Consider the following 20,053-nt stretch of genomic DNA (forward strand, 5'->3'; position numbering starts at 1 on the left):
TGAGGGGCCGGAGCCTGGCGTTTCCTGCCCGCCCCCTCACCCCGACCCTCCTTCCGCTGGAAAGAGGGGCCGAACCAGTCACGGAACCAAGCGATCATGAGCGACCAACAACTCGACCAGCACGACCACCAAGAACTGCAGCAGGAAGAAAACAAGCTGATTGCCCAGCGCAAGGAAAAGCTTGCCGCCGCGCGTCAGCAGGGCAACCCCTTCCCCAACGATTTCCGCCGCGACTGCTATTGCGCGGACCTGCAGAAACAGTACGTCGACGCGAGCAAGGAAGAGCTGGCCGAGGCCGCCATCCCGGTCAAGGTCGCCGGGCGCATCATGCTCAACCGCGGCGCCTTCATGGTGATCCAGGACATGAGCGGGCGCATCCAGGTCTACGTCAACCGCAAGACCCTGCCGGCCGAGACCCTGGAAGCCATCAAGCACTGGGACCTGGGCGACATCATCGGCTGCGTGGGCACCCTGGCCCGTTCCGGCAAGGGCGACCTGTACGTCGAGATGACCGACGTGCGCCTGCTGACCAAGTCGCTGCGCCCGCTGCCGGACAAGCACCACGGCCTGACCGACACCGAGCTGCGCTACCGCCAGCGCTACGTCGACCTGATGGTCAACGAGGAAGTGCGTCACAGCTTCCGCGTGCGTTCCCAGGTGATCGCCCATATCCGCAACTTCCTCATGCAGCGCGACTTCCTCGAAGTGGAAACGCCGATGCTGCAGACCATTCCCGGCGGCGCCGCGGCCAAGCCGTTCGAGACCCACCACAATGCCCTGGACATGCAGATGTTCCTGCGCATCGCCCCGGAGCTGTACCTCAAGCGCCTGGTGGTCGGCGGCTTCGAGCGGGTCTTCGAGATCAACCGCAACTTCCGTAACGAAGGCGTCTCGACCCGGCACAACCCCGAGTTCACCATGCTCGAGTTCTACCAGGCCTACGCCGACTACGAAGACAACATGGACCTGACCGAGGAGCTGTTCCGCGAGCTGGCCCAGCTGGTGCTCGGCAGCACCGACGTGCCCTACCAGGGCAAGGTGTTCCATTTCGGCGAGCCCTTCGCCCGCCTGTCGGTGTTCGACTCGATCCTCAAGTTCAACCCGGAGATCAGCGCCGCCGACCTGATGGACATCGACAAGGCCCGCGCCATCGCCAAGCAGGCCGGCGCCAAGGTGCTGGGCTTCGAGGGCCTGGGCAAGCTGCAGGTGATGATTTTCGAGGAGCTGGTCGAGCACAAGCTGGAGCAGCCGACCTTCATCACCAAGTACCCCTTCGAGGTGTCGCCACTGGCCCGGCGCAACGACCAGGACCCGAGCGTCACCGACCGCTTCGAGCTGTTCATCGGCGGCCGCGAGATCGCCAACGCCTATTCCGAGTTGAACGATGCCGAGGACCAGGCCGAGCGCTTCATGGCCCAGGTGGCCGACAAGGATGCCGGTGACGACGAGGCCATGCACTACGACGCCGACTTCGTCCGCGCCCTGGAGTACGGCATGCCGCCCACCGCCGGCGAGGGCATCGGTATCGACCGCCTGGTCATGCTGCTCACCGACGCGCCGTCGATCCGCGACGTGATCCTCTTCCCGCACATGCGCCCACAGGCCTGACGGGAATGCAAGCCGCCTTAGGGCGGCTTTTTTGTGAGCGGACCATGGCCTATCCTGCGGTCTAGAGGCTGTACCTGAAGTCAGTTCGTTCGCGCCAGAGGATTGTTCCACCGTGATTCTTACGCCTGCTCAAGAAAACGCCACCCGCGTGGCCACCGCCGTCGCCGAGAGTGTCCAGTACCAGGGGCGCAAGGCCAGCCGGCGCGGCAGCGAACAGCGCCGCCAGGCGATTCTCGACGCGGCCATGCGCATCATCGTGCGCGAGGGAGTGCGGGCCGTGCGCCATCGCGCGGTGGCGGCCGAGGCCGGGGTGCCGCTGTCGGCCACCACCTACTATTTCAAAGACATCAACGACCTGATCACCGACACCTTCGCCCAGTTCGTCGAGCGCAGCGCCGCCTACATGGCCAAGTTCTGGAGCAGCACCGAGGGCGTATTGCAGGAGCTGGTCGGCCAGCTCGACGGCACGCGCGAGGCGCGGCGCCAGCTGGCCGATGAGATCGCCCGGCTGGCGGTGGAGTACGTGCGCTATCAGCTGGTCAATCGCCGCGATCACCTGCTGGCCGAGCAGGCGTTCCAGCAGGAGGCCTTGCTCAACCCGCGGCTGCACGGGCTGGTGCGTGCCCACGCGCAGATCCTCGCCCAGGGCGTCATCCAGTTCTTCGAGGTGCTCGGTTCGCAACAGCCGGAGCAGGATGCCCGGCTGCTGACCGCGATCATCCTGCGCATGGAGTACCAGGGCCTGCTCGACGGCGTCGAGCACCTGGACAACCAGGGCATGCTGGCCACCCTCAAGCGCTATATGCACCTGGTCCTGGGCCTCTGAGCGCCCGGCCCACGCCACGTCGAGGTGGGCCCGGGGCAGGCGGCTGTGTTATACGCTTAAGTTATATGTGAGCCTTGGGCTGGTGGCGAACCTCTCAACGGCGGGGTTTGTCATATATGACGAGCCGGCTGAGTCCGGCGGGCAATGCCGAATCGTTTCACAAGGAGATCGTAATGAGAGCCTGGCGCATGGTAGTCGCCGTGTCCTTCCTGTTGTTGAGTGGCTGTCTGGTCACCGTCAAGGACCCGATCCCGGCCAACGAGGCGGCGCCGATCCCGCTGCTCGGCGAGTGGGCGCGCACCAACGAGTGGGGTGAGGAACAGTTCCTGCAGATCAGTCGTTCCGGCGCCAATACCTACAAGGCCGAGACCTATGACGACGACCCGGACAACCTCGACAGTCGCAAGGAATATGGCTTCACCGTGGCCCACCACGGTCGGCGCTGGTACCTGTCGCTCGGCCTGCCCAAGCGCCTGGGGGCGAACTTCGCCATCGCCGGGTTCGAGCTGACCCCGCGCAGTGAGCTGGTGCTCTACAGCCTGGATGTCGATCGCATCCTGCAGGTGCTGGAGCAGGGCGTGCTGGAGGGTGAAGTGGTGGAGACATCCCAGGGCGACGGCGCGCTGATCACCAGCCCGCTGGACAAGGTCTTCGCCTACCTCGACGACCCGGCCAACTCGGACGTGTTCGTCGAGGTGGCGCGCTATCAGCGCGTCGGCCAGTAACCGGCCCTTCACCCATGAGCGTGCGCTGCACCGAGGATTCGATGAACAGTCTTAGTGAGCTGGACGAGTATCAGATGACCGTGCGGGGGCTGTCCGACCGCATCGTCGAGGCGCAGACGCCGATTCGCGTGCTGGATGCGGTGAAGTGGGATGAGAACGTCCGCGCTGACTTTCTCAAGCACAAGGGCAAGAAGCTGCCGGTGGTCGATCGCGACTACTACGCCGGGCGCCCGCTGGCCTTCGACACCGCGGCGAAGAAGCTGGAGTTCCAGAACATCGAGCGCGACATCACCCGCCAGCTCGGCCAGTTCAATCCGGTCGGGCAGATCATGCGGCGCATGTGCCGCGAATACCGCATGGTCATCCGCATGCTCGAGGCGCGTGGCACCGAGGACTTCGGCCTGATCTCCCAGGACCTCTATGGCGCGGCGTCCGATGCCTTCCATGCCGGCGACCCGACCCTGTCCGACCTGGGGCTGATGTTCTCCGAGTTCCTGAACAACATCGACGACCGCGGCGACCTCAAGGACGAACCGAAGGACCTCACGGCCAAGCAGGCGGTCGATATGCTGCAGCATCGCCTGAACAAGGTGTTCGGCGAGGCGGAGGAGACCATTCGGGTGTTCGAGTCCGACGGCATCCTCGCCGATGCGGCGGCCGGCGCCGACTACATCAAGATCCGCACCGACGCCATGTTCAACGAGCGCGACGTCAGGGCCCTGGAGGTGCACGAGGGCCTGGTGCACGTGGCCACCACGCTGAACGGACAGAACCAGCCGATCTGCACCTTCCTGGCCAAGGGGCCGCCGTCGTCCACCGTGACCCAGGAAGGCCTGGCGATTCTCATGGAGGTGATCGCCTTCGCCTCCTACCCGACCCGGCTGCGCAAGCTGACCAATCGCACCCGTGCCATTCACATGGCCGAGGAGGGCGCCGACTTCCTCCAGGTCTGCGGTTTCTACCGCGAGCAGGGTTTTAGCCTGGAAGACAGCTACAGCAATGCCAGCCGCGCCTTTCGCGGATCGTCGCCGACCGGGCTACCCTTCACCAAGGACCTGTCCTATCTGAAGGGCTTCATCATGGTCTACAACTACATTCAACTGGCCGTGCGCAAGGGCAAGCTGGAGCAGATCCCGCTGCTGTTCTGTGGCAAGACCACCCTGGAGGACATGCGCACCCTGCGCCAGCTGGTCGACGAGGGCCTGGTGGTGGCGCCGAAATACCTGCCGCCGCAGTTCAGCGACCTCAACTCGCTGTCGGCCTGGATGTGCTTCTCCAACTTCCTCAACCACCTGAGCCTGGATCGGATCGAGGCCGATTACGCCAATATCCTCTGAAAGCTGCCGCATGCGGCGCTGAGGGGGAGGCCGAAAACGCTTACTTACTCCGGTAAACGGCGCTTTTCGGCCCCACCTTCGCCCAGCCTGAACTGCGTTCATGATGCCTTCAGACGCAGTGCCTGGTCCTCCAGCGGGGGCCTGTTCCGGATGAAATCCGGGAGGCACTCAACCCTATAGCCGGAGCCTTGTGCAGTGCCCAGCCACCAGCTCGAATACGAAATCCTCGGAACCTCGGCGCAGAGCGTGGAGATCATCCTCGACCCGGGTGAGACGGTGATCGCCGAAGCCGGGGTGATGAACTACATGACCGAGGGCGTGCGTTTCGAGACGCGCATGGGCGACGGCTCGACCAGCGGGGTGTTGGGCAAGCTGTGGGGCGTCGGCAAGCGCCTGCTCACCGGCGAGTCGCTGTTCATGACCCACTTCAGCAATGCCGGCAAGCGCCCGGCGCGGGTGGCCTTCGCCGCGCCCTATCCGGGCACCGTGGTGCCGATCCAGCTGGCCGAGGTGGGCGGCCGGCTGATTTGCCAGAAGGACGCCTTTCTCTGCGCCGCCCACGGCACGGCGCTGGGCATCAGCTTCAACAAGCGCCTGGGCGCCGGTTTCTTCGGCGGCGAGGGCTTCATCCTGCAGAAGCTCGAAGGCGACGGCCTGGCCTTCGTGCATGCCGGCGGCACGGTGATTCGCAAGGAACTGAACAACGAGACCCTGCGCCTGGACACCGGTTGCCTGGTGGCGTTCAGCTCGGGTATCGACTACGACATCGCCCTGGCCGGCGGGCTCAAGAGCATGCTGTTCGGCGGCGAGGGCATCCTCCTGGCGACGCTCAAGGGCAGCGGCACGGTGTGGATCCAGAGCCTGCCGTTCTCGCGCCTGGCCGAGCGGGTCTACGAGGCCACCTTCAAGGCGCGTGAGGAAACTCGCGCCGGCGGCAAGTGAACCGCCGCGCCTGGCTCCTGGCCGCGCTGCTGTCGCTGCATGGCTGCAGCGAACTGCTGTTCTACCCCGAGCGGGGGCTGCCTTTCACCCCGGCCAATGCCCGCCTGGACTACCGCGACCAATACCTGCGGGCGGCAGACGGCACGCGCCTGCATGCCTGGTGGCTGCCGGCCAAGGCCGGCGTCGAGGTGCGCGGTACGGTGCTGCACCTGCACGGCAATGGCGGCAACCTGTCCAGCCACCTGGGCGGCACCTGGTGGCTGCCGGAGCAGGGCTACCAGGTGCTGATGCTGGATTACCGCGGCTATGGCCTGTCCCAGGGCGAGCCGAGTCTGCCGGCGGTGTATCAGGATATCGAGGCCGCCTTCGCCTGGCTGGAGCAGGCGCCGCAGGTGCAGGGCGCACCCCTGTTCGTTCTCGGCCAGAGCCTGGGGGGCGCCTTGGCCATTCGTTTTCTGGTCGAGCTGCCGCACCGACGAGGGCGCCTGAGCGCGCTGATCCTCGACGGCGTACCGGCCAGCTATCGCGAGGTCGCCCGCCATGCCCTGGACGCCAACTGGCTGACCTGGCCGCTGCAGGTGCCGCTGAGCTGGCTGGTGCCCGACGACGACAGCGCCATCCACGCCATGGAGCGACTGGAAGACCTGCCGCTGCTGATCTATCACAGCGTCGACGATGCGCTGGTGCCCCTTTCCAACGGCGAGCGCTTGTATCAAGCTGCGCCGCCGCCACGGGTGTTCCAGCCGACCCGCGGCGGCCATGTGCAAACCTTTGAGGACCCGGACTGGCGTCAGGTCATGCTGCAGTTCATGCGCGACCCGCGTGGCTTCGCCGGCCTGCGCCATCTGGCGGAACTCCCCGATTCTGAGAAACGACCATGAGTGAACGCGACCCCATTCCCCTGATTCTCACCGCCATCGGCAGCGTCTGCGCGACGGTCGCGGTGCTCTGGTACTACGGCTACCTGCATATCGCCAAGCCCGAGGACGCCCTGCTGCTGTCCGACTTCACCATGCTCAAGACCATCCCGGGCGAAGACTACAAGGTCTCGCTCAAACCGGCCGAACAGGTGGCGCAGTGCATCGATGGCGTGCTGGTGATGTTCGACTTGCAGCAGAAGGGGCTGACTGGCGTGCTGGTGGACAATCGCAAGCGCGCCGTGCGCTGCCTGGGCGAGCAAGTCCCGGCGGCAGCGCAATAAAGCGGTGCGGCGTCAGTGCTCGGCGCTGTTCTGTTGCTGCATCAGCTCGCGCAGGTACTTGCGTGACAGGGCGAGGAAGCGCGGGGTCGGGCCGATGTCCTCGTACAGCGGGTCGCCCTGTTCGTCGGTCGCCACGACCTGACTGCCCTTGACATAGGGCAGGCTGGCCTCCAATTCCTCCAGCGCCGCGCCGATCAGCTCGCCGAGCAGTTCTTCGGTGTGGTGCTTGGGGTACATCTCGGTCAGCGCCGCCAGGCGCGCGGCCGCTTCCAGATCGAGGTGGATCTGGTAGGTGTTGCGGGTCAGGCGGCCCTTGGAGTTCTGTTCCCAGTGATGGACAAGCTCGCGAATCTTCATAACTACCTCGTCCTGTGCCTGCTGCGGGTAAGCGGTTGGTAAGCCGCTGCTGAGGCAAGTCGTTGCGGGCTCGCCCTCTTCTTTAGACTAGACCGCTCCTGGCGTTCGCAGGTTCGACGTCGCACGCTTGTAAGAAGTCGCCGCGCTGGGCACTCTTGAGCCACGCACTGACGGAGGACTGACCGTGACGGAAATTGACGCGCGTTTGCGCGAGGACGTGCACCAGCTCGGCGAACTGCTGGGCAACACCATCAGTGCCCAGCTGGGCGAGGCCTTCCTGGGCAAGATCGAGCGCATCCGCAAGGGTGCCAAGGCGGCTCGCCGTGGCTCGGCCGCCGGCGCCGAGCAGCTCAGCGAATCCCTCGATGGCCTCGACGACGATGAGCTGCTGCCGGTGGCGCGGGCGTTCAACCAGTTCCTCAACCTGGCCAATATCGCCGAGCAGTACCACCGCGTCCGCCGCCGTGGCAGCGACGAGCCGGAGCCCTTCGAGTCGCGGGTGCTGCCGGAACTGCTGCAGCGCCTGCGTGCCAGCGGTCACGCCCCCGAAGAGCTGGCGCGCCAGCTCGGCAACCTGGATATCGAGCTGGTGCTGACCGCCCACCCGACCGAGGTGGCGCGGCGCACCCTGATCCAGAAGTACGACGCCATGTCCGCCCAGCTGGCCGCCCAGGACCACAGCGACCTGTCCGCCGCCGAGCGTGAGCTGGCCGCCCAGCGCCTGCAACGCTTGATCGCCGAGGCCTGGCACACCGAGGAGATCCGCCGCAGCCGGCCCAGCCCGGTGGACGAGGCCAAGTGGGGCTTCGCGGTGATCGAGCATTCGCTGTGGCAGGCGGTACCCAATTTCCTGCGCCAGGCCGACCGCGCGCTGCACGCCGCGACCGGCCAGCGCCTGGCACTGGAGGCCGCGCCGGTACGCTTCGCCTCCTGGATGGGCGGCGACCGCGACGGCAACCCCAATGTCACCGCCACGGTGACCCGCGAGGTGCTGTTACTGGCGCGCTGGATGGCCGCCGACCTGTACCTGCGCGATATCGACCAGCTGGCGGCCGAGCTGTCCATGCAGCAGGCCAGCCCCGAGCTGCGCGCCCGGGTCGGCGACAGCGCCGAACCCTACCGCAGCCTGCTCAAGCAGCTGCGCGAGCGCCTGCGGGCGACCCGCGCCTGGGCCCACGACGCCCTGCAGGGCGCCGTGACGCCGCCTGCGGCCGTGCTGCAGGACAACGACGAGCTGCTCGAGCCGCTGAACCTCTGCTACCAGTCCCTGCATGCCTGTGGCATGGCCGTGATCGCCGACGGTCCGCTGCTCGACTGCCTGCGCCGGGCGCGCACCTTCGGCCTGTTCCTGGTGCGCCTGGACGTGCGCCAGGATGCCAGCCGCCATGCCGCGGCGCTCGACGAGATCACCGACTACCTGGGCCTGGGCCGCTACGCCGAGTGGGACGAAGAGGCTCGCCAGCAGTTTCTCCTGACCGAGCTGGACAACCGTCGGCCGCTGCTGCCGGCACACTTCCAGCCGAGCGAGGAGACCGCCGAGGTGCTGGCCACCTGTCGCGAGGTGGCGGTCGCGCCGGCCGCTTCGCTGGGCTCGTATGTGATCTCCATGGCCGGCGCGCCCTCCGATGTGCTGGCCGTGCAGTTGCTGTTGAAGGAGGCTGGCCTGCAGCGCTCCATTCGCGTGGTGCCGCTGTTCGAGACCCTGGCCGACCTGGACAACGCCGGTCCGGCCATCGACCGCCTGCTGAGCCTGCCCGGCTACCGCTCGCGCCTGCAGGGGCCGCAGGAGGTGATGATCGGCTACTCCGACTCGGCCAAGGACGCCGGCACCACGGCGGCGGCCTGGGCCCAGTACCGTGCCCAGGAGCGCCTGGTGCAGGTCTGCGCCCACCATCGGGTCGAGCTGCTGCTGTTCCACGGTCGCGGTGGCACCGTGGGCCGCGGCGGCGGCCCGGCCCACGCGGCGATCCTGTCGCAGCCGCCGGGCTCGGTGGTGGGGCGTTTCCGCACCACCGAGCAGGGCGAGATGATCCGCTTCAAGTTCGGTTTGCCGGACGTTGCCGAGCAGAACCTCAACCTCTACCTGGCCGCCGTGCTGGAGGCCACCCTGCAGCCGCCGCCAACCCCCGAGCCGGCCTGGCGCGAGCTGATGGACCGGCTGGCCGCCGATGGTGTCAGCGCTTACCGCGGCGTGGTGCGCGAGCATCCGCAGTTCGTCGACTACTTCCGCCAGGCCACGCCGGAGCAGGAGCTCGGTCGCCTGCCACTCGGCAGCCGCCCGGCCAAGCGCCGCGAGGGCGGGGTGGAGAGCCTGCGGGCGATCCCCTGGATCTTCGCCTGGACCCAGACCCGCCTGATGCTGCCGGCCTGGCTCGGCTGGGAGTACGCCCTGGGCAACGCCCTGAAGCGCGGCGAGGGTGAGCTGCTCGGGCAGATGCGCGAGCACTGGCCGTTCTTCCGCACCCGCATCGACATGCTAGAGATGGTCCTGGCCAAGGCCGACGCGGCCATCGCCCGACTCTACGACGAACGCCTCGTGCAATCGGATTTGCGACCATTGGGCGAGCATCTGCGCGACCTATTGTCGCAGGCGGTGGCGACGGTGCTGGGACTGACCGGGCAGTCGCAACTGCTGGCGCACAGTCCCGAGACGCTCGAGTACATCACCGTGCGCAACACCTATCTGGACCCCTTGCACCTGCTGCAGGCCGAGCTGCTGGCCCGCTCCAGACAGCGCCAGAATGAGGCCGACAGCCCTTTGGAACAGGCCTTGCTGGTCAGCGTCGCGGGTATCGCCGCGGGGCTGCGCAACACCGGCTGAAGGGGCCGTGCCTGCGTCCCTCAGGGGCGCGGGGCGGTGGCTGCAAGTGGCTTGGCGGGCGTCTTTCAGGCGCCCGGGCTGCGACCCGGTGTGCGACTTTTGGCGGCTTGTGCGCCAGAGGTGCGCTGTGTATCTTGATCGGCCTTCTGGCAGTCAGGCACCCGTGCGCAGTGCTGCCGAAACTATTCTGAGATTGGCCCCATGAGGCGAGTCCGACGATTTCTACTTAAATCTTGAGGAGCACATCGATGCGCGTGATTCTGCTGGGGGCGCCCGGTGCCGGTAAAGGTACCCAGGCTGGCTTCATCACCAAGAAGTTCGGCATTCCGCAAATCTCCACCGGCGACATGCTGCGCGCGGCGGTCAAGGCTGGCACCGAGCTGGGCCTGAAGGCCAAGAGCGTCATGGACGCCGGTGGCCTGGTCTCCGACGACCTGATCATCAACCTGGTCAAGGAACGCATCGCCCAGGCGGATTGCGCCAATGGCTTCCTCTTCGATGGCTTCCCGCGCACCATTCCCCAGGCCGAAGCCCTGAAGGAAGCCGGCGTGACCATCGACTACGTGGTCGAGATCGCCGTCGACGACGAGGAAATCGTCAGCCGCATCGCCGGCCGTCGCGTGCACCCGGCCTCGGGCCGCGTCTACCACACCGAGCACAACCCGCCCAAGGTCGCCGGTATCGACGACGAGAGTGGCGAGGAGCTGATCCAGCGCGACGACGACAAGGAAGAGACCGTGCGTCACCGCCTGTCGGTCTACCACTCGCAGACCAAGCCGCTGGTGGACTTCTACCAGCAACTGGCCGCCCGTGAAGGCACGCCGAAGTACAGCGCCATCGCCGGTGTCGGTTCGGTGGACGAGATCACCGCCAAGGTACTGGCCGCGCTCAGCTGAGCCTGCGCCCTCCTTGAAACAACGGCCCGCTTGCGGGCCGTTGTCGTTTCTGGCGCTGGGTCGGCCAATTTGCTGTCGTTCTCAGAACAGTAACCTTGTTCGCCTAAGCTAGCATCGATATCTGGTCTAGACCATCGCGAGATGCTCCTAGACCTTAGGTCTTAACCCATACTTAGGAAGAGGGCGCGTTCAATGACTGAAAAAGCAGCAAAGAGAGCTATCTGGCTGGGCCTTGCAGTGTCGCTGTTGGCTATTCCCGTGGCCTTTGCCGATACATCTGCGAAGCCCAAGACGGAGTGCGCTGTCGCCGAGTTCGCCATGGGCCTGCGTTTCCAGCAGCAATCGGCGGAAGTTCAGGCGCTGCAGCTGCAGGCCTACAACATCGCGACGCTGAAGCTGGATGCGGCCGTGGCCGCCGCGAAAGATCCGTCGAAGTTGGCCATCGTGACTGACCTGGATGAAACCGTTATCGATAACAGCGCCCTGTTGGCGAGGGACCTGGCCAACTGTCACACCTATGACGCCTGGGACACCTGGTTGCCCTGGGAGCGTGATGGCACCCCGCAGCTGATCCCCGGTGCCAAGCAGTTCCTGCAGCACGCCGACAGCCTGGGCGTGACCATTCGCTATATCTCGGACCGTTCCGACGAGCAGAAGCAGCACACCCTGGCCACCCTGAGCAAGCTCGGCCTGCCGCAGATTTCGGCGCAGAGCGTGCTGCTGCTGGGGCCGCCCAAGGTCGAGCGACGCGCCATAGTCAGCGCCGATCATCAGATCGTATTGCTGCTGGGCGATACGCTGCACGACTTTGATGCGCGTTTCCGCAAGACGCCGCTGGCCGATCAGCGCGCCACCGTGGCCGCCGAAGGCGGCAAATGGGGCACCGAGTGGATCGTCTTCCCCAATGCGACCTACGGCACCTGGTCCAAGGCGCCCCTGCAAGCCTGGGAAGCGGAGACCGTTATCGAGGCCTGGTAAGCCGCTGTTGGCTGAGGCTGCGTCGGGTCGTACTGGCCCGGCGCGTGCTTGCTGTCCGGCAGGCCAGGGTGATTGCGCTGGAAAAAAAAGCCTCAAGCCGTTCTAATGCCGATCCATTTCGTCACCTTTCCGAATGCAATGACCACTCTGCTGGCCCTTGATACCGCCACCGAAGCCTGTTCCGTCGCCCTGCTGCATGACGACCGGGTGTACAGCCATTACGAAGTGATTCCGCGCCTGCATGCCCAGCGGCTGTTGCCGATGATCAAGGCCTTGCTGGAAGAGGCGGGCGTCGCCCTGTCGGCGCTGGATGCGATCGCCTTCGGTCGTGGCCCCGGCGCCTTCACCGGGGTGCGTATCGCTATCGGCGTGGTCCAGGGCCTGGCCTTCGGCCTGGACCGGCCGGTGCTGCCGGTCTCGGACCTGGCCGTACTGGCCCAGCGGGCCCTGCGTGAGCATGGTGTACAGCAGGTGGCCGCGGCCATCGACGCGCGCATGGACGAGGTCTACTGGGGCTGCTACCGGGCCGAGAAGGGTGAGATGCGCCTGCTCGGCGCCGAGGCGGTGCTGCCGCCGGAACTGGCGGGCCTGCCCCGCGATGCGGCCGGCGACTGGTTCGGTGCCGGTACCGGCTGGGGTACCCACGCCATTCGGCTGCCGGCGATGCTGGCGGGCCAGGATGGCGCCATGCTGCCCCATGCCGAAGACCTGCTCAGCCTGGCGCGCTTCGCCTGGGCCCGTGGCGAGGCGCTGCCGGCCGATGAGGCGCAGCCGGTGTACCTGCGCGACCAGGTCGCCACGCCCAAGGCGCCGCAGTAGCCCGCGCCGGCCATCCAGCCCTTACGCCTGCCCGGATGCTCGATTGCCAAGCCGGGTCGACGGCGGTAGATTGGTCGAATCCCACACAGTTGGCCAATCGGCCGAGCAGTAACTGATGCGTATCGACGGCTCAATCGCTCCCTTCTCGCCAGATCGCGGCCCCCGCTCGGGGACCGCGGTCACGCCCTATCGCGAGGCCCAGCGGGAAGTCGAGGCGCGTCGCGAGCAGCCGGCCGCGCCGGCCAGCAGCCAGGGTTTCGAGCAGCTGCCTCAGTTGCGCCGCGTGCAGGCCAGCAACGGCGGCAGCGACAACCTGGCGGCGCGTAGCCAGGAGCCCGACTACCGGCCGGCGCTGAGCAACCGCGCCGCCCAGGCCCTTGCCAGCTACAGCAGCACCGCCTCCTTCGCCGGCGAGTCCGACGCGCAGCAGGTGCTGGGTCTCGACCTCTACGCCTAGTGCTGCCTTATTTCCTCGGTTGCCCGTCCTGGAGCGAGCCGGCCTGGCGCGGCGCGCTGTACCCGGAAACCGCCCGGACCAGCGACTTCCTGCCGCTCTACACCCAGCTGTTCAATGCCGTGGAGGGCAACACCACCTTCTATGCCAGCCCCACGGCCGACACGGTGGCGCGCTGGGCCCAGGCGATGCCGGCGCAGTTCCGCTTCTGCGCCAAGCTGCCCCGGGACATCAGCCACGGCGGCGACCTGCGCGAGCAGCTGGCCGCCGCCGATAGCTTCCGCCGCCTGCTGGCGCCCCTGGGTGGTCGCGTGGCGCCGTTCTGGCTGCAGCTGCCGGCCAGCTTCGGCCCCTCGCGCCTGGTCGAGCTGGCCGCCTTTATCGAGCACTGGGCGGGGGACGAGCTGGCGGTGGAGCTGCGTCACCCGGCGTTCTTCGCCAAAGGCGAGGAGGAGCGCGCGCTCAACCGTCTGCTGCTGGGGCGCGGCATCGAGCGCATCTGCCTGGACTCGCGGGCGCTGTTCAGTTGCAGTTCCGACGATCCGGCCGTGCTGCATGCCCAGGCGAAGAAGCCGCGCCTGCCGGTGCGCCCGACCGCCTTCAGCCAGACGCCGCAGCTGCGCTTCATCGGCCACCCGGAGCTGGCGGCCAACGATGCATTCATGGCCCCCTGGCTGGACAAGCTCGCCGCCTGGATCGAGGCGGGGCGCACGCCCTACGCCTTCCTGCACACCCCGGACAACCGCCTGGCGGCGCAGCTGGCGCGGCGCTTCCATGCCCAGCTGATGCTGCGCCTGCCCGGTCTTCCCGACCTGCCCGAGCCTGCCGTTGCGACGCCCAGCCCGCAGCTGGGCCTGCTGTGACCGGCGCGGCGCCTAGTACTCGACCTCGACGGCGCCGCTGACCCGGGTGCAGCAGCTCAGCACATAGCCCTCGGCGATCTCCTCTTCGCTGATGCCGCCGTTGTGCTCCATGGCCGCCTCGCCGCTGACCACGCGCACCTTGCAGGTGCCGCAGATACCCATGCCGCAGGCCTTGGGGATGGTCAGGCCGGCGCTGGCGGCGGCCTCGTACAGGGTGCTGCCCAGGGCGGCCTGCACCGACTTGCCGGACTCGCTGAAGGTTACCCAGTGGCTGGCCTGGGGTTCCTCGGCCTGGGCTATCGCTGCCTGTTCCTCGGCCGTGGCGATATCCTCGCCCGGCGTCGCGCCGAAGGACTCCTCGTGGTAGCGCGCCATGTCGTAGCCGGCTTCGCCGAGCAGGCGTCGTACCGCGCGCATGTAGGGCGCCGGACCGCAGCAGAACACCTCGCGCTCGAGGAAGTCCGGGGCGATCAGCTGCAGCATCTCGCGGCTGAGAAAGCCGCGGTAGCCGCCCCAGATCTGCCCGGTCTCGTTGCGTTCGCAGATCAGGTGCAGCTTGAAGTTGTCGATGCGCGTGGACATGTAGTCCAGCTCGGCGCGGTAGATGATGTCGGCCGGGGTGCGCGCGCTGTGGGCGAACACCATGTCGACTTCGCTGTTGGTGTTGAAGAACCAGCGGGCCATGGACATCACCGGGGTGATGCCGACGCCGCCGGACAGCAGCAGTACCTTGTCGGCGGGAAAGTCGATGCAGTTGAACTGGCCGACCGGGCCGTGCACGGCGATCACCTCGCCTTCGCTGAGGTAATCGTGCAGCCAGTTCGACACCCGCCCGCCGGGCACGCGCTTGACCGTGATGGAGAAGCTGTAGGGGATCGAAGGGGCGCTGGAGAGGGTGTAGGAGCGCATCACCTGCTCGCCGTCGATCTCCAGCTCCAGGGTGACGAACTGCCCGGGTTTGAAGAAGAACAGCACCGGCTCCTGCATGCTGAAGCAGTAGGTGATGACGTCCGCGGTCTCGCGGATGACCTTGAGGCAGCGCACCAGATGGCGGCCGTTGGCCCAGGTCTGGGTGCTGACCGGATTGAGGTACTCACTGCTGGTGAGATGGTTCATGGGTGACTCTCGGCAATAGGCAACGCCCCCTCACCGTCGGTTGCCGGGAGGGGACTGTCGATTTTTTGGGGGGGGCGGCCGCGCGCGCGGCCGGGTGCGCCTGGCGCTAGGACAGCTGGATCCAGGTGGTCTTCAGTTCGCAGTACTGGTCGTGGGCGTAGATCGACTTGTCGCGACCGCCGAAGCCGGACTGCTTGTAGCCGCCGAACGGCGTGCAGATGTCGCCCTCGGAGAAACAGTTGACCGACACGGTGCCGGCGCGGATCGCCGCCGACATGCGGTGCGCGGTGTTGATGTTGGCGGTCCACAGCGAGGCGGCCAGGCCGTAGCAGGTGTCGTTGGCGATGGCGATGGCCTCTTCCTCGGTGTCGAAGGCGATCACCGCCAGCACCGGGCCGAAGATCTCCTCCTGGGCCACCGAAGCGGCGTTGGAGGGAGCTTCGAAGATGGTCGGGGCGACGAAATAGCCGCCGCTCTCGGCATGCAGGCGCACGCCGCCGGTGACCAGCTTGCAGCCCTCGGCCTTGGCCTGCTCGATATGCCCCAGGACTTTTTCCATGTGCGCCTCTTCGATCAGCGCACCGAGGCGCACGGCCGGGTCCAGCGGGTCGCCGGTGACCCAGTCCTGCAACTGGCCGAGCATCTCCTCGAGCAGGGCGTCCTTGAGCGAGCGGTGGACGATCAGCCGCGAGCCGGCCGAGCAGTTCTCGCCCATGTTCCAGAAGGCCGCGGCGAGCACGTTGCTGGCCACCGCCGCGAGGTCGCCGGCGTCGCCCATCACCACCTGGGGGTTCTTGCCGCCGCACTCGAGCACCACACGCTTGAGGTTGCTCTTGGCCGAGTACTCGAGAAACAGCCGGCCGACCTCGGTGGAGCCGGTGAAGGCCGCCAGGTCGATGTCCGGGTGCAGGCCGATGGCCTTGCCGGCGCTGTGGCCGAGGCCCGGCACCACGTTGAGCACGCCGGCCGGGATGCCGGCCTGATGGGCCAGCTCGGCCAGGCGCAGGGTGGCCAGGGAGGTCAGCTCGGCGGGCTTGAGGACCACGCTGTTGCCGGTGATCAGCGCCGGGCCGAGCTTCCAGCCGGCCATCATGCAGGGGAAGTTCCACGGCAGTACGGCGCCGACCACGCCGATCGGCTCGCGGCGGATCATGCCGACGTTGCCCGGGCTGGACGGCGAGATGGCGTCGTACAGCTTGTCGCCGGCCTCGGCGTGCCAGCGGATGGTGTTGGCGGTGTCGGGGATGTCGATGCCGTAGCACTCGCCCACCGGCTTGCCGGCCTCCAGGGATTCCAGCACTGCCAGCTCCAGGCGGTGGGCGTCGATCAGGTTGGCGAACTCCAGCATGATCGCCTTGCGCTCGGCCGGCGCCAGTTTCGACCAGACCCCGGCGTCGAACGCGGCGCGGGCGGCCTGTACGGCGGCGTCGACGTCTTCGGCGTCGCAGGCGGCCACCTCGGTGATGACCTGGCCGGTGGCCGGGTTCAGGGTGGCGAAGGTGGCGCCAGAGCGGGCGGCGACGAAGCGGCCGTCGATAAAGGCCTGGTTGCGGTATTCCAGGCGCTCGAGCTGTTGGTCGATGGCGCTGCGGGTGAGGGCGTCGGTCATTGTTTTTCTCCTGAAGGTTGGGGCAGTTTCAGAGCTCCACGCCGGCGGTCCACTCTTTCCAGGCGATGGAGGAGCGCACGCCGATCCCGAGCAGGGGTTCGGGTGGATTGCGGCTGGGTTTCGGTTGTTCGAGCATGATGCGCAGCAGGTCGCTGTCCATTCCCAGGGCGTACTCGGCGATCAACTTGCCGGAGATGGTCCCGCGGGTCAGGCCCAGGCCGTTGCAGCACACCGCGCTGAACACCCCGGGGGCGATTTCGCCGAACACCGAGCCGGCGTTGCGCGCCAGGCACAGGGCGCCGCCCCAGGTGTATTCGAAATCGACCTCCGGCAGCATCGGGAAGCGCCGCTCGAAGGACTTGCGATGGGCCTTGAGCACCCGCTGCAGGGTGCCGGCCGAGGCATGCACGTCCGGGTTGTAGGTGAAGGAGTTGCGCACGCAGATGCGCCCGTTGGCCAGGCGGCGCACCGTGGAGCCCAGCGGGTCGGCCGGGATCAGCCCCCAGCTGTCCTCGCCGCCGAGGCGTGCCAGTTCCTCCTGGGTCAGCTGGCGGGTCATGCTGCCGTAGGTGTAGACCGGCAGCAGCCGGCCCTTGAGCCCGAGTTCGCCGAAGTTCGAGGCGTAGGCGTTGTTCGCCAGCACCATGCGCGGCGCCTTGATGCAGCCCTGGGCGGTGGTCAGGGTGTGAGGCGTGCCCACCTGGATGTCCAGCACCGGGCTTTCCTCAAACAGCCGCACGTTGGCCGGCAGGCTCTGGCCCAGGCCACGCGACAGCGCCGCCGGCTGCACCAGCACCGCGCCCGGCGCATGCAGGCCGGCCTGGTAGAAGTCGCTGCCGGTGACGGCCTTCATCTGCTTGGCATCGAGCAGGCGATAGGGCTCGCCGAGCACCGACAGGCCCTTGGCGAATGCCTCCAGGGCCTGGCCGCCACGCTCGTTGGCGGCGCCATGCAGCTTGCCCTGTTCGCGCCAGTCGCAATCGATGCCGTGGCGCTGGACGATCTCGCGGGTGTAGTCGATGGCGCCGCGGCTCAGGCGGATGATCTTGTGGTCGGCCTCGTGACTGCTGGTGTAGCTGTGCGAGGTCAGGTCGTGGGGCAGGTCGACCATGAAGCCGGAGTTGCGTCCGGCCGCGCCGAAGCCGACGCGCTTGGCGTCGATCAGCACCACCGAGGCCTCGGGCTGCAACTCGGCCAGGCGGCGGGCGGCGGCCAGGCCGGCATAGCCGGCGCCGAGCACCACCCAGTCGGCCTGCACGGTGCCACGCAGCGGGGTGCATGGCGGCGGTGGCGGCAGGGTTTCGTACCATCCGCAGCGCCCGTCGGCCTGGGGCAGGAAGTTGCAGTGCAGTTGCATGGGGAGTGCCTCCAGGCCGAGGGGGTTAGCCGCGATGGGCGATCAGCTGCTCGTAGGTCTGCTTGAACGCGCTCTTCTCGGCGTCGTTCAGCGGCAGCAGCGGACGACGGGTAACGCCCACCGGCAGGCCGGCCAGCTCGCAGCCGTGCTTGATGTACTGGCAGAACTTGCCGCCGCCTTCGAGCAGGTTGAGCATCGGCAGCAGGCGCTGGGCCAGCTGGCGGCCCTTGAGCATGTCCTGCTCGACCACGCAGGCCTGGTACAGCGCCACGTGCTCGCGGGCGAGGAAGTTGGAGGCGCCGCAGACCCAGCTGCGCGCGCCCCAGGTGAAGAACTCGAGGATCTGGTCGTCCATGCCGCAGCTGGTCTGCAGCTGGTCGGCGTACTCCTGGGTCAGTGTGTGCATGCGCTCGATCGAGCCGGTGCTTTCCTTGATCGCCTGGAAGTTCGGCCGGCCCTTGAGGGCGTCGATGAACTCGAAGCTCATCGGCGTGCCGGTACGGGCCGGGAAGTTGTAGAGCATGATCGGCATGTCCAGGGCATCGTCCACGCACAGGGCATGGGCCAGCAGCTCCTCCTGGGTCGGCTGGCAATAGTAGGGCGCGGCCAGGAGGATGCAGTCGAAGCCGGCGGCCTTGGCGTAGCGGCCCAGGTCGAGGCTTTCCTCGGTGCTGGTGGCGTTGATGCCGGCCATCAGGGTGATGCGGCCCTTGGCCTGCTCGGCGACCGCGTCGAACAGCTGCTTGCGCTCGGCGTTGCTCAGGGCGTAGTACTCGCCGGTGGTGCCGCCGATGATCAGGCCGTGCACGCCGTCGCCGATCAGGCTGTCGATGACCTCGCGCAGGGCGGCGAAGTTGATCGCGCCGTCCTGGTTGAAGGGCGTTACCACGGGAGTCCAAATGCCATCGAAGTTCATGCGTTCACCTGAGTGGAAGAGGTTGAATTTGTTGTCGATTTCGAGAAAAAGGTTACGGCCGTTCGGCGCCGGGCAATAAGCAACATTTAGGGCCGTTAATTAATAATCAAAGGTTATGGATGGGCCGTAAGCGCGGACTGCAGGCATAAAAAAACCTGCACTCGGCAGGTTTTCTTATAGTTCGGGCGCGGGGCCGGAAAGTTGTTCTTGCCTCTGGCGGTTTTTTGAATAACCGGAAGTGCGATCTAACAATAACGCCCGGTTATCAGAGTTGCGCCATCAGCCAGTCGCGCAGCCGGCCGCAGGCCTCGTCGTCTTCCTTGTCTTCGTTGAAGGTCAGGTAGTGCTGGCTCTCCTTGTGCACCACCTGCTCGGGCACCGGGCGCACCAGCAGGCCCTGCTCGACCAGGTGGCCGACCAGGTGGTGCCAGCCGAGCGCCACGCCCTGATGGTTGAGGACCATCTGCACCAGCATGTTGTAGTCGTTGGCGTTGAAGAAATGCGGGCTGTCGCTGCCGCGCGCCTCGATATCGACATCGTGGAAGGCCAGCCAGACGCCCCAGTCGACGTGCTCGGCCACCTGCGAGCGGCCGTAGGGACTGAGGTTGAGCAGCACGCTGTCGCGCAGCCCCTCCAGGCTGTTCAGCTCCGGGTGCTGCTCGAGGTAGCGCGGGGTGCACACCGGGTAGATGACGTCGTGGAACATCGGCAGGCTGCGGTAGCCGGCGCGGATCTTGGCCATCTTGGTGATGAAGATGTCCGGGCGCACCCCGGGCTCCATGGACAGGAAGTTCTGCGTGGTGATCAGGTTGAGGTCCACATCCGGGTTGGCGCTGAAGAAGCTCGGCAGGCGGTGCGCCAACCACATCGCCGAGAACGCCGGCGAGCAGCACAGGGTCAGCACCCGCTTGCCGACGTTGCGGCTGCGGATGCGCTCGGCCGCCTGGGCGATGTTGACGAAGGACAGCTGCGCGGCATCGAAGAAGATCGCCCCGGCGGCGGTCAGCTCCACCGCGCGGCCAGCGCGCTTGAACAGCTCGGCGCCCAGGTAGGTCTCCAGTTCGCGAATCTGCCGGCTGATGGCCGCCTGGGTCACGCACAGGGCTTCGGCGGCGCGGGTGAAGTTCTGGTACTTGGCCGCCGCCACGAAGGATTTGACCGCGCGCAGCGACGGCATCTTGATCAGCGTCTGATCGGGTTCTGTGTGTTTAACCATAACGGCAGGTAT

The 20,053-nt window shown here is 66.9% G+C and carries 19 protein-coding genes; 13 read left to right on the forward strand and 6 right to left on the reverse strand.

The window, feature by feature from the left end:
• The first annotated feature begins 96 nt into the window (after positions 1-96).
• The 7 genes from lysS (at position 97) to LPB260_RS10750 (ending at position 6,639) form a co-directional block, all read left to right on the forward strand.
• Complete coding sequence (gene lysS / locus LPB260_RS10720) at positions 97-1,608, forward strand: lysine--tRNA ligase (protein WP_208708712.1); 1,512 nt, start codon at positions 97-99, stop codon at positions 1,606-1,608.
• Positions 1,609-1,723: 115 nt separating this feature from the next.
• Positions 1,724-2,434, forward strand: coding sequence for a TetR/AcrR family transcriptional regulator (locus tag LPB260_RS10725; RefSeq protein ID WP_208710167.1), 711 nt, complete (start codon positions 1,724-1,726; stop codon positions 2,432-2,434).
• Between the two features lie 173 nt (positions 2,435-2,607).
• Entirely contained in the window at positions 2,608-3,159 is a 552-nt protein-coding gene (locus LPB260_RS10730) for a hypothetical protein (protein ID WP_208708713.1), read from the forward strand.
• A gap of 41 nt (positions 3,160-3,200) precedes the next feature.
• Positions 3,201-4,496, forward strand: a complete 1,296-nt coding sequence (locus LPB260_RS10735; RefSeq protein ID WP_208708714.1) for a flavohemoglobin expression-modulating QEGLA motif protein — start codon at positions 3,201-3,203, stop codon at positions 4,494-4,496.
• A gap of 195 nt (positions 4,497-4,691) precedes the next feature.
• Complete coding sequence (locus tag LPB260_RS10740; protein WP_208708715.1) at positions 4,692-5,438, forward strand: TIGR00266 family protein; 747 nt, start codon at positions 4,692-4,694, stop codon at positions 5,436-5,438.
• Positions 5,435-6,319: an alpha/beta hydrolase gene (locus LPB260_RS10745; protein ID WP_208708716.1), complete on the forward strand. Its 885-nt coding sequence runs from the start codon at positions 5,435-5,437 to the stop codon at positions 6,317-6,319. Before LPB260_RS10740 ends, LPB260_RS10745 begins: the two co-directional genes overlap by 4 nt.
• The gene (locus LPB260_RS10750) at positions 6,316-6,639 is read left to right on the forward strand and encodes a hypothetical protein (protein ID WP_208708717.1); all 324 of its coding nucleotides are present in this window, start codon (positions 6,316-6,318) and stop codon (positions 6,637-6,639) included. The genes LPB260_RS10745 and LPB260_RS10750 overlap by 4 nt, the downstream gene beginning before the upstream one ends.
• 12 nt (positions 6,640-6,651) lie before the next feature.
• Here the strand turns inward: LPB260_RS10750 and LPB260_RS10755 are convergent, their stop codons facing one another.
• Entirely contained in the window at positions 6,652-6,996 is a 345-nt protein-coding gene (locus tag LPB260_RS10755) for a pilin assembly protein (RefSeq protein WP_208708718.1), read from the reverse strand.
• Positions 6,997-7,180: 184 nt separating this feature from the next.
• On the opposite strand from LPB260_RS10755, the gene ppc reads away from it, so the two are divergent.
• The 6 genes from ppc to LPB260_RS10785 all read left to right on the forward strand — a co-directional run bounded on the left by ppc (position 7,181) and on the right by LPB260_RS10785 (position 13,827).
• Positions 7,181-9,817 (forward strand): phosphoenolpyruvate carboxylase, encoded by a 2,637-nt coding sequence (gene ppc / locus LPB260_RS10760; protein ID WP_208708719.1) that lies wholly within the window; start codon positions 7,181-7,183, stop codon positions 9,815-9,817.
• Positions 9,818-10,065: 248 nt separating this feature from the next.
• Positions 10,066-10,713, forward strand: coding sequence for an adenylate kinase (gene adk / locus LPB260_RS10765; RefSeq protein ID WP_208708720.1), 648 nt, complete (start codon positions 10,066-10,068; stop codon positions 10,711-10,713).
• Between the two features lie 192 nt (positions 10,714-10,905).
• The gene (locus LPB260_RS10770; RefSeq protein ID WP_208708721.1) at positions 10,906-11,691 is read left to right on the forward strand and encodes a 5'-nucleotidase, lipoprotein e(P4) family; all 786 of its coding nucleotides are present in this window, start codon (positions 10,906-10,908) and stop codon (positions 11,689-11,691) included.
• Positions 11,692-11,829: 138 nt separating this feature from the next.
• On the forward strand, positions 11,830-12,510 hold the full coding sequence (gene tsaB, locus LPB260_RS10775) for a tRNA (adenosine(37)-N6)-threonylcarbamoyltransferase complex dimerization subunit type 1 TsaB (RefSeq protein WP_208708722.1): 681 nt from the start codon (positions 11,830-11,832) through the stop codon (positions 12,508-12,510).
• Positions 12,511-12,625: 115 nt separating this feature from the next.
• The gene (locus LPB260_RS10780) at positions 12,626-12,967 is read left to right on the forward strand and encodes a hypothetical protein (RefSeq protein WP_208708723.1); all 342 of its coding nucleotides are present in this window, start codon (positions 12,626-12,628) and stop codon (positions 12,965-12,967) included.
• Positions 12,967-13,827 carry a DUF72 domain-containing protein gene (locus tag LPB260_RS10785; RefSeq protein WP_208708724.1) on the forward strand — a complete coding sequence of 287 codons (861 nt, stop codon included), beginning with the start codon at positions 12,967-12,969 and terminating at the stop codon, positions 13,825-13,827. The genes LPB260_RS10780 and LPB260_RS10785 overlap by 1 nt, the downstream gene beginning before the upstream one ends.
• A 12-nt stretch (positions 13,828-13,839) precedes the next feature.
• Here the strand turns inward: LPB260_RS10785 and LPB260_RS10790 are convergent, their stop codons facing one another.
• The 5 genes from LPB260_RS10790 to LPB260_RS10810 form a co-directional block, all read right to left on the reverse strand.
• The gene (locus LPB260_RS10790; protein WP_208708725.1) at positions 13,840-14,943 is read right to left on the reverse strand and encodes a hybrid-cluster NAD(P)-dependent oxidoreductase; all 1,104 of its coding nucleotides are present in this window, start codon (positions 14,941-14,943) and stop codon (positions 13,840-13,842) included.
• Positions 14,944-15,049: 106 nt separating this feature from the next.
• A complete protein-coding gene (locus LPB260_RS10795) occupies positions 15,050-16,552 on the reverse strand; it encodes an aldehyde dehydrogenase (protein ID WP_208708726.1) in 1,503 nt (500 codons plus the stop codon).
• Between the two features lie 28 nt (positions 16,553-16,580).
• Positions 16,581-17,909, reverse strand: a complete 1,329-nt coding sequence (locus tag LPB260_RS10800) for an FAD-binding oxidoreductase (protein ID WP_208708727.1) — start codon at positions 17,907-17,909, stop codon at positions 16,581-16,583.
• A gap of 25 nt (positions 17,910-17,934) precedes the next feature.
• Positions 17,935-18,825, reverse strand: a complete 891-nt coding sequence (locus tag LPB260_RS10805; protein ID WP_208708728.1) for a dihydrodipicolinate synthase family protein — start codon at positions 18,823-18,825, stop codon at positions 17,935-17,937.
• Between the two features lie 265 nt (positions 18,826-19,090).
• A complete protein-coding gene (locus tag LPB260_RS10810) occupies positions 19,091-20,041 on the reverse strand; it encodes a LysR substrate-binding domain-containing protein (RefSeq protein WP_208708729.1) in 951 nt (316 codons plus the stop codon).
• Positions 20,042-20,053: the final 12 nt, after the last annotated feature.

This window comes from Pseudomonas sp. LPB0260 (genome assembly GCF_013388395.1).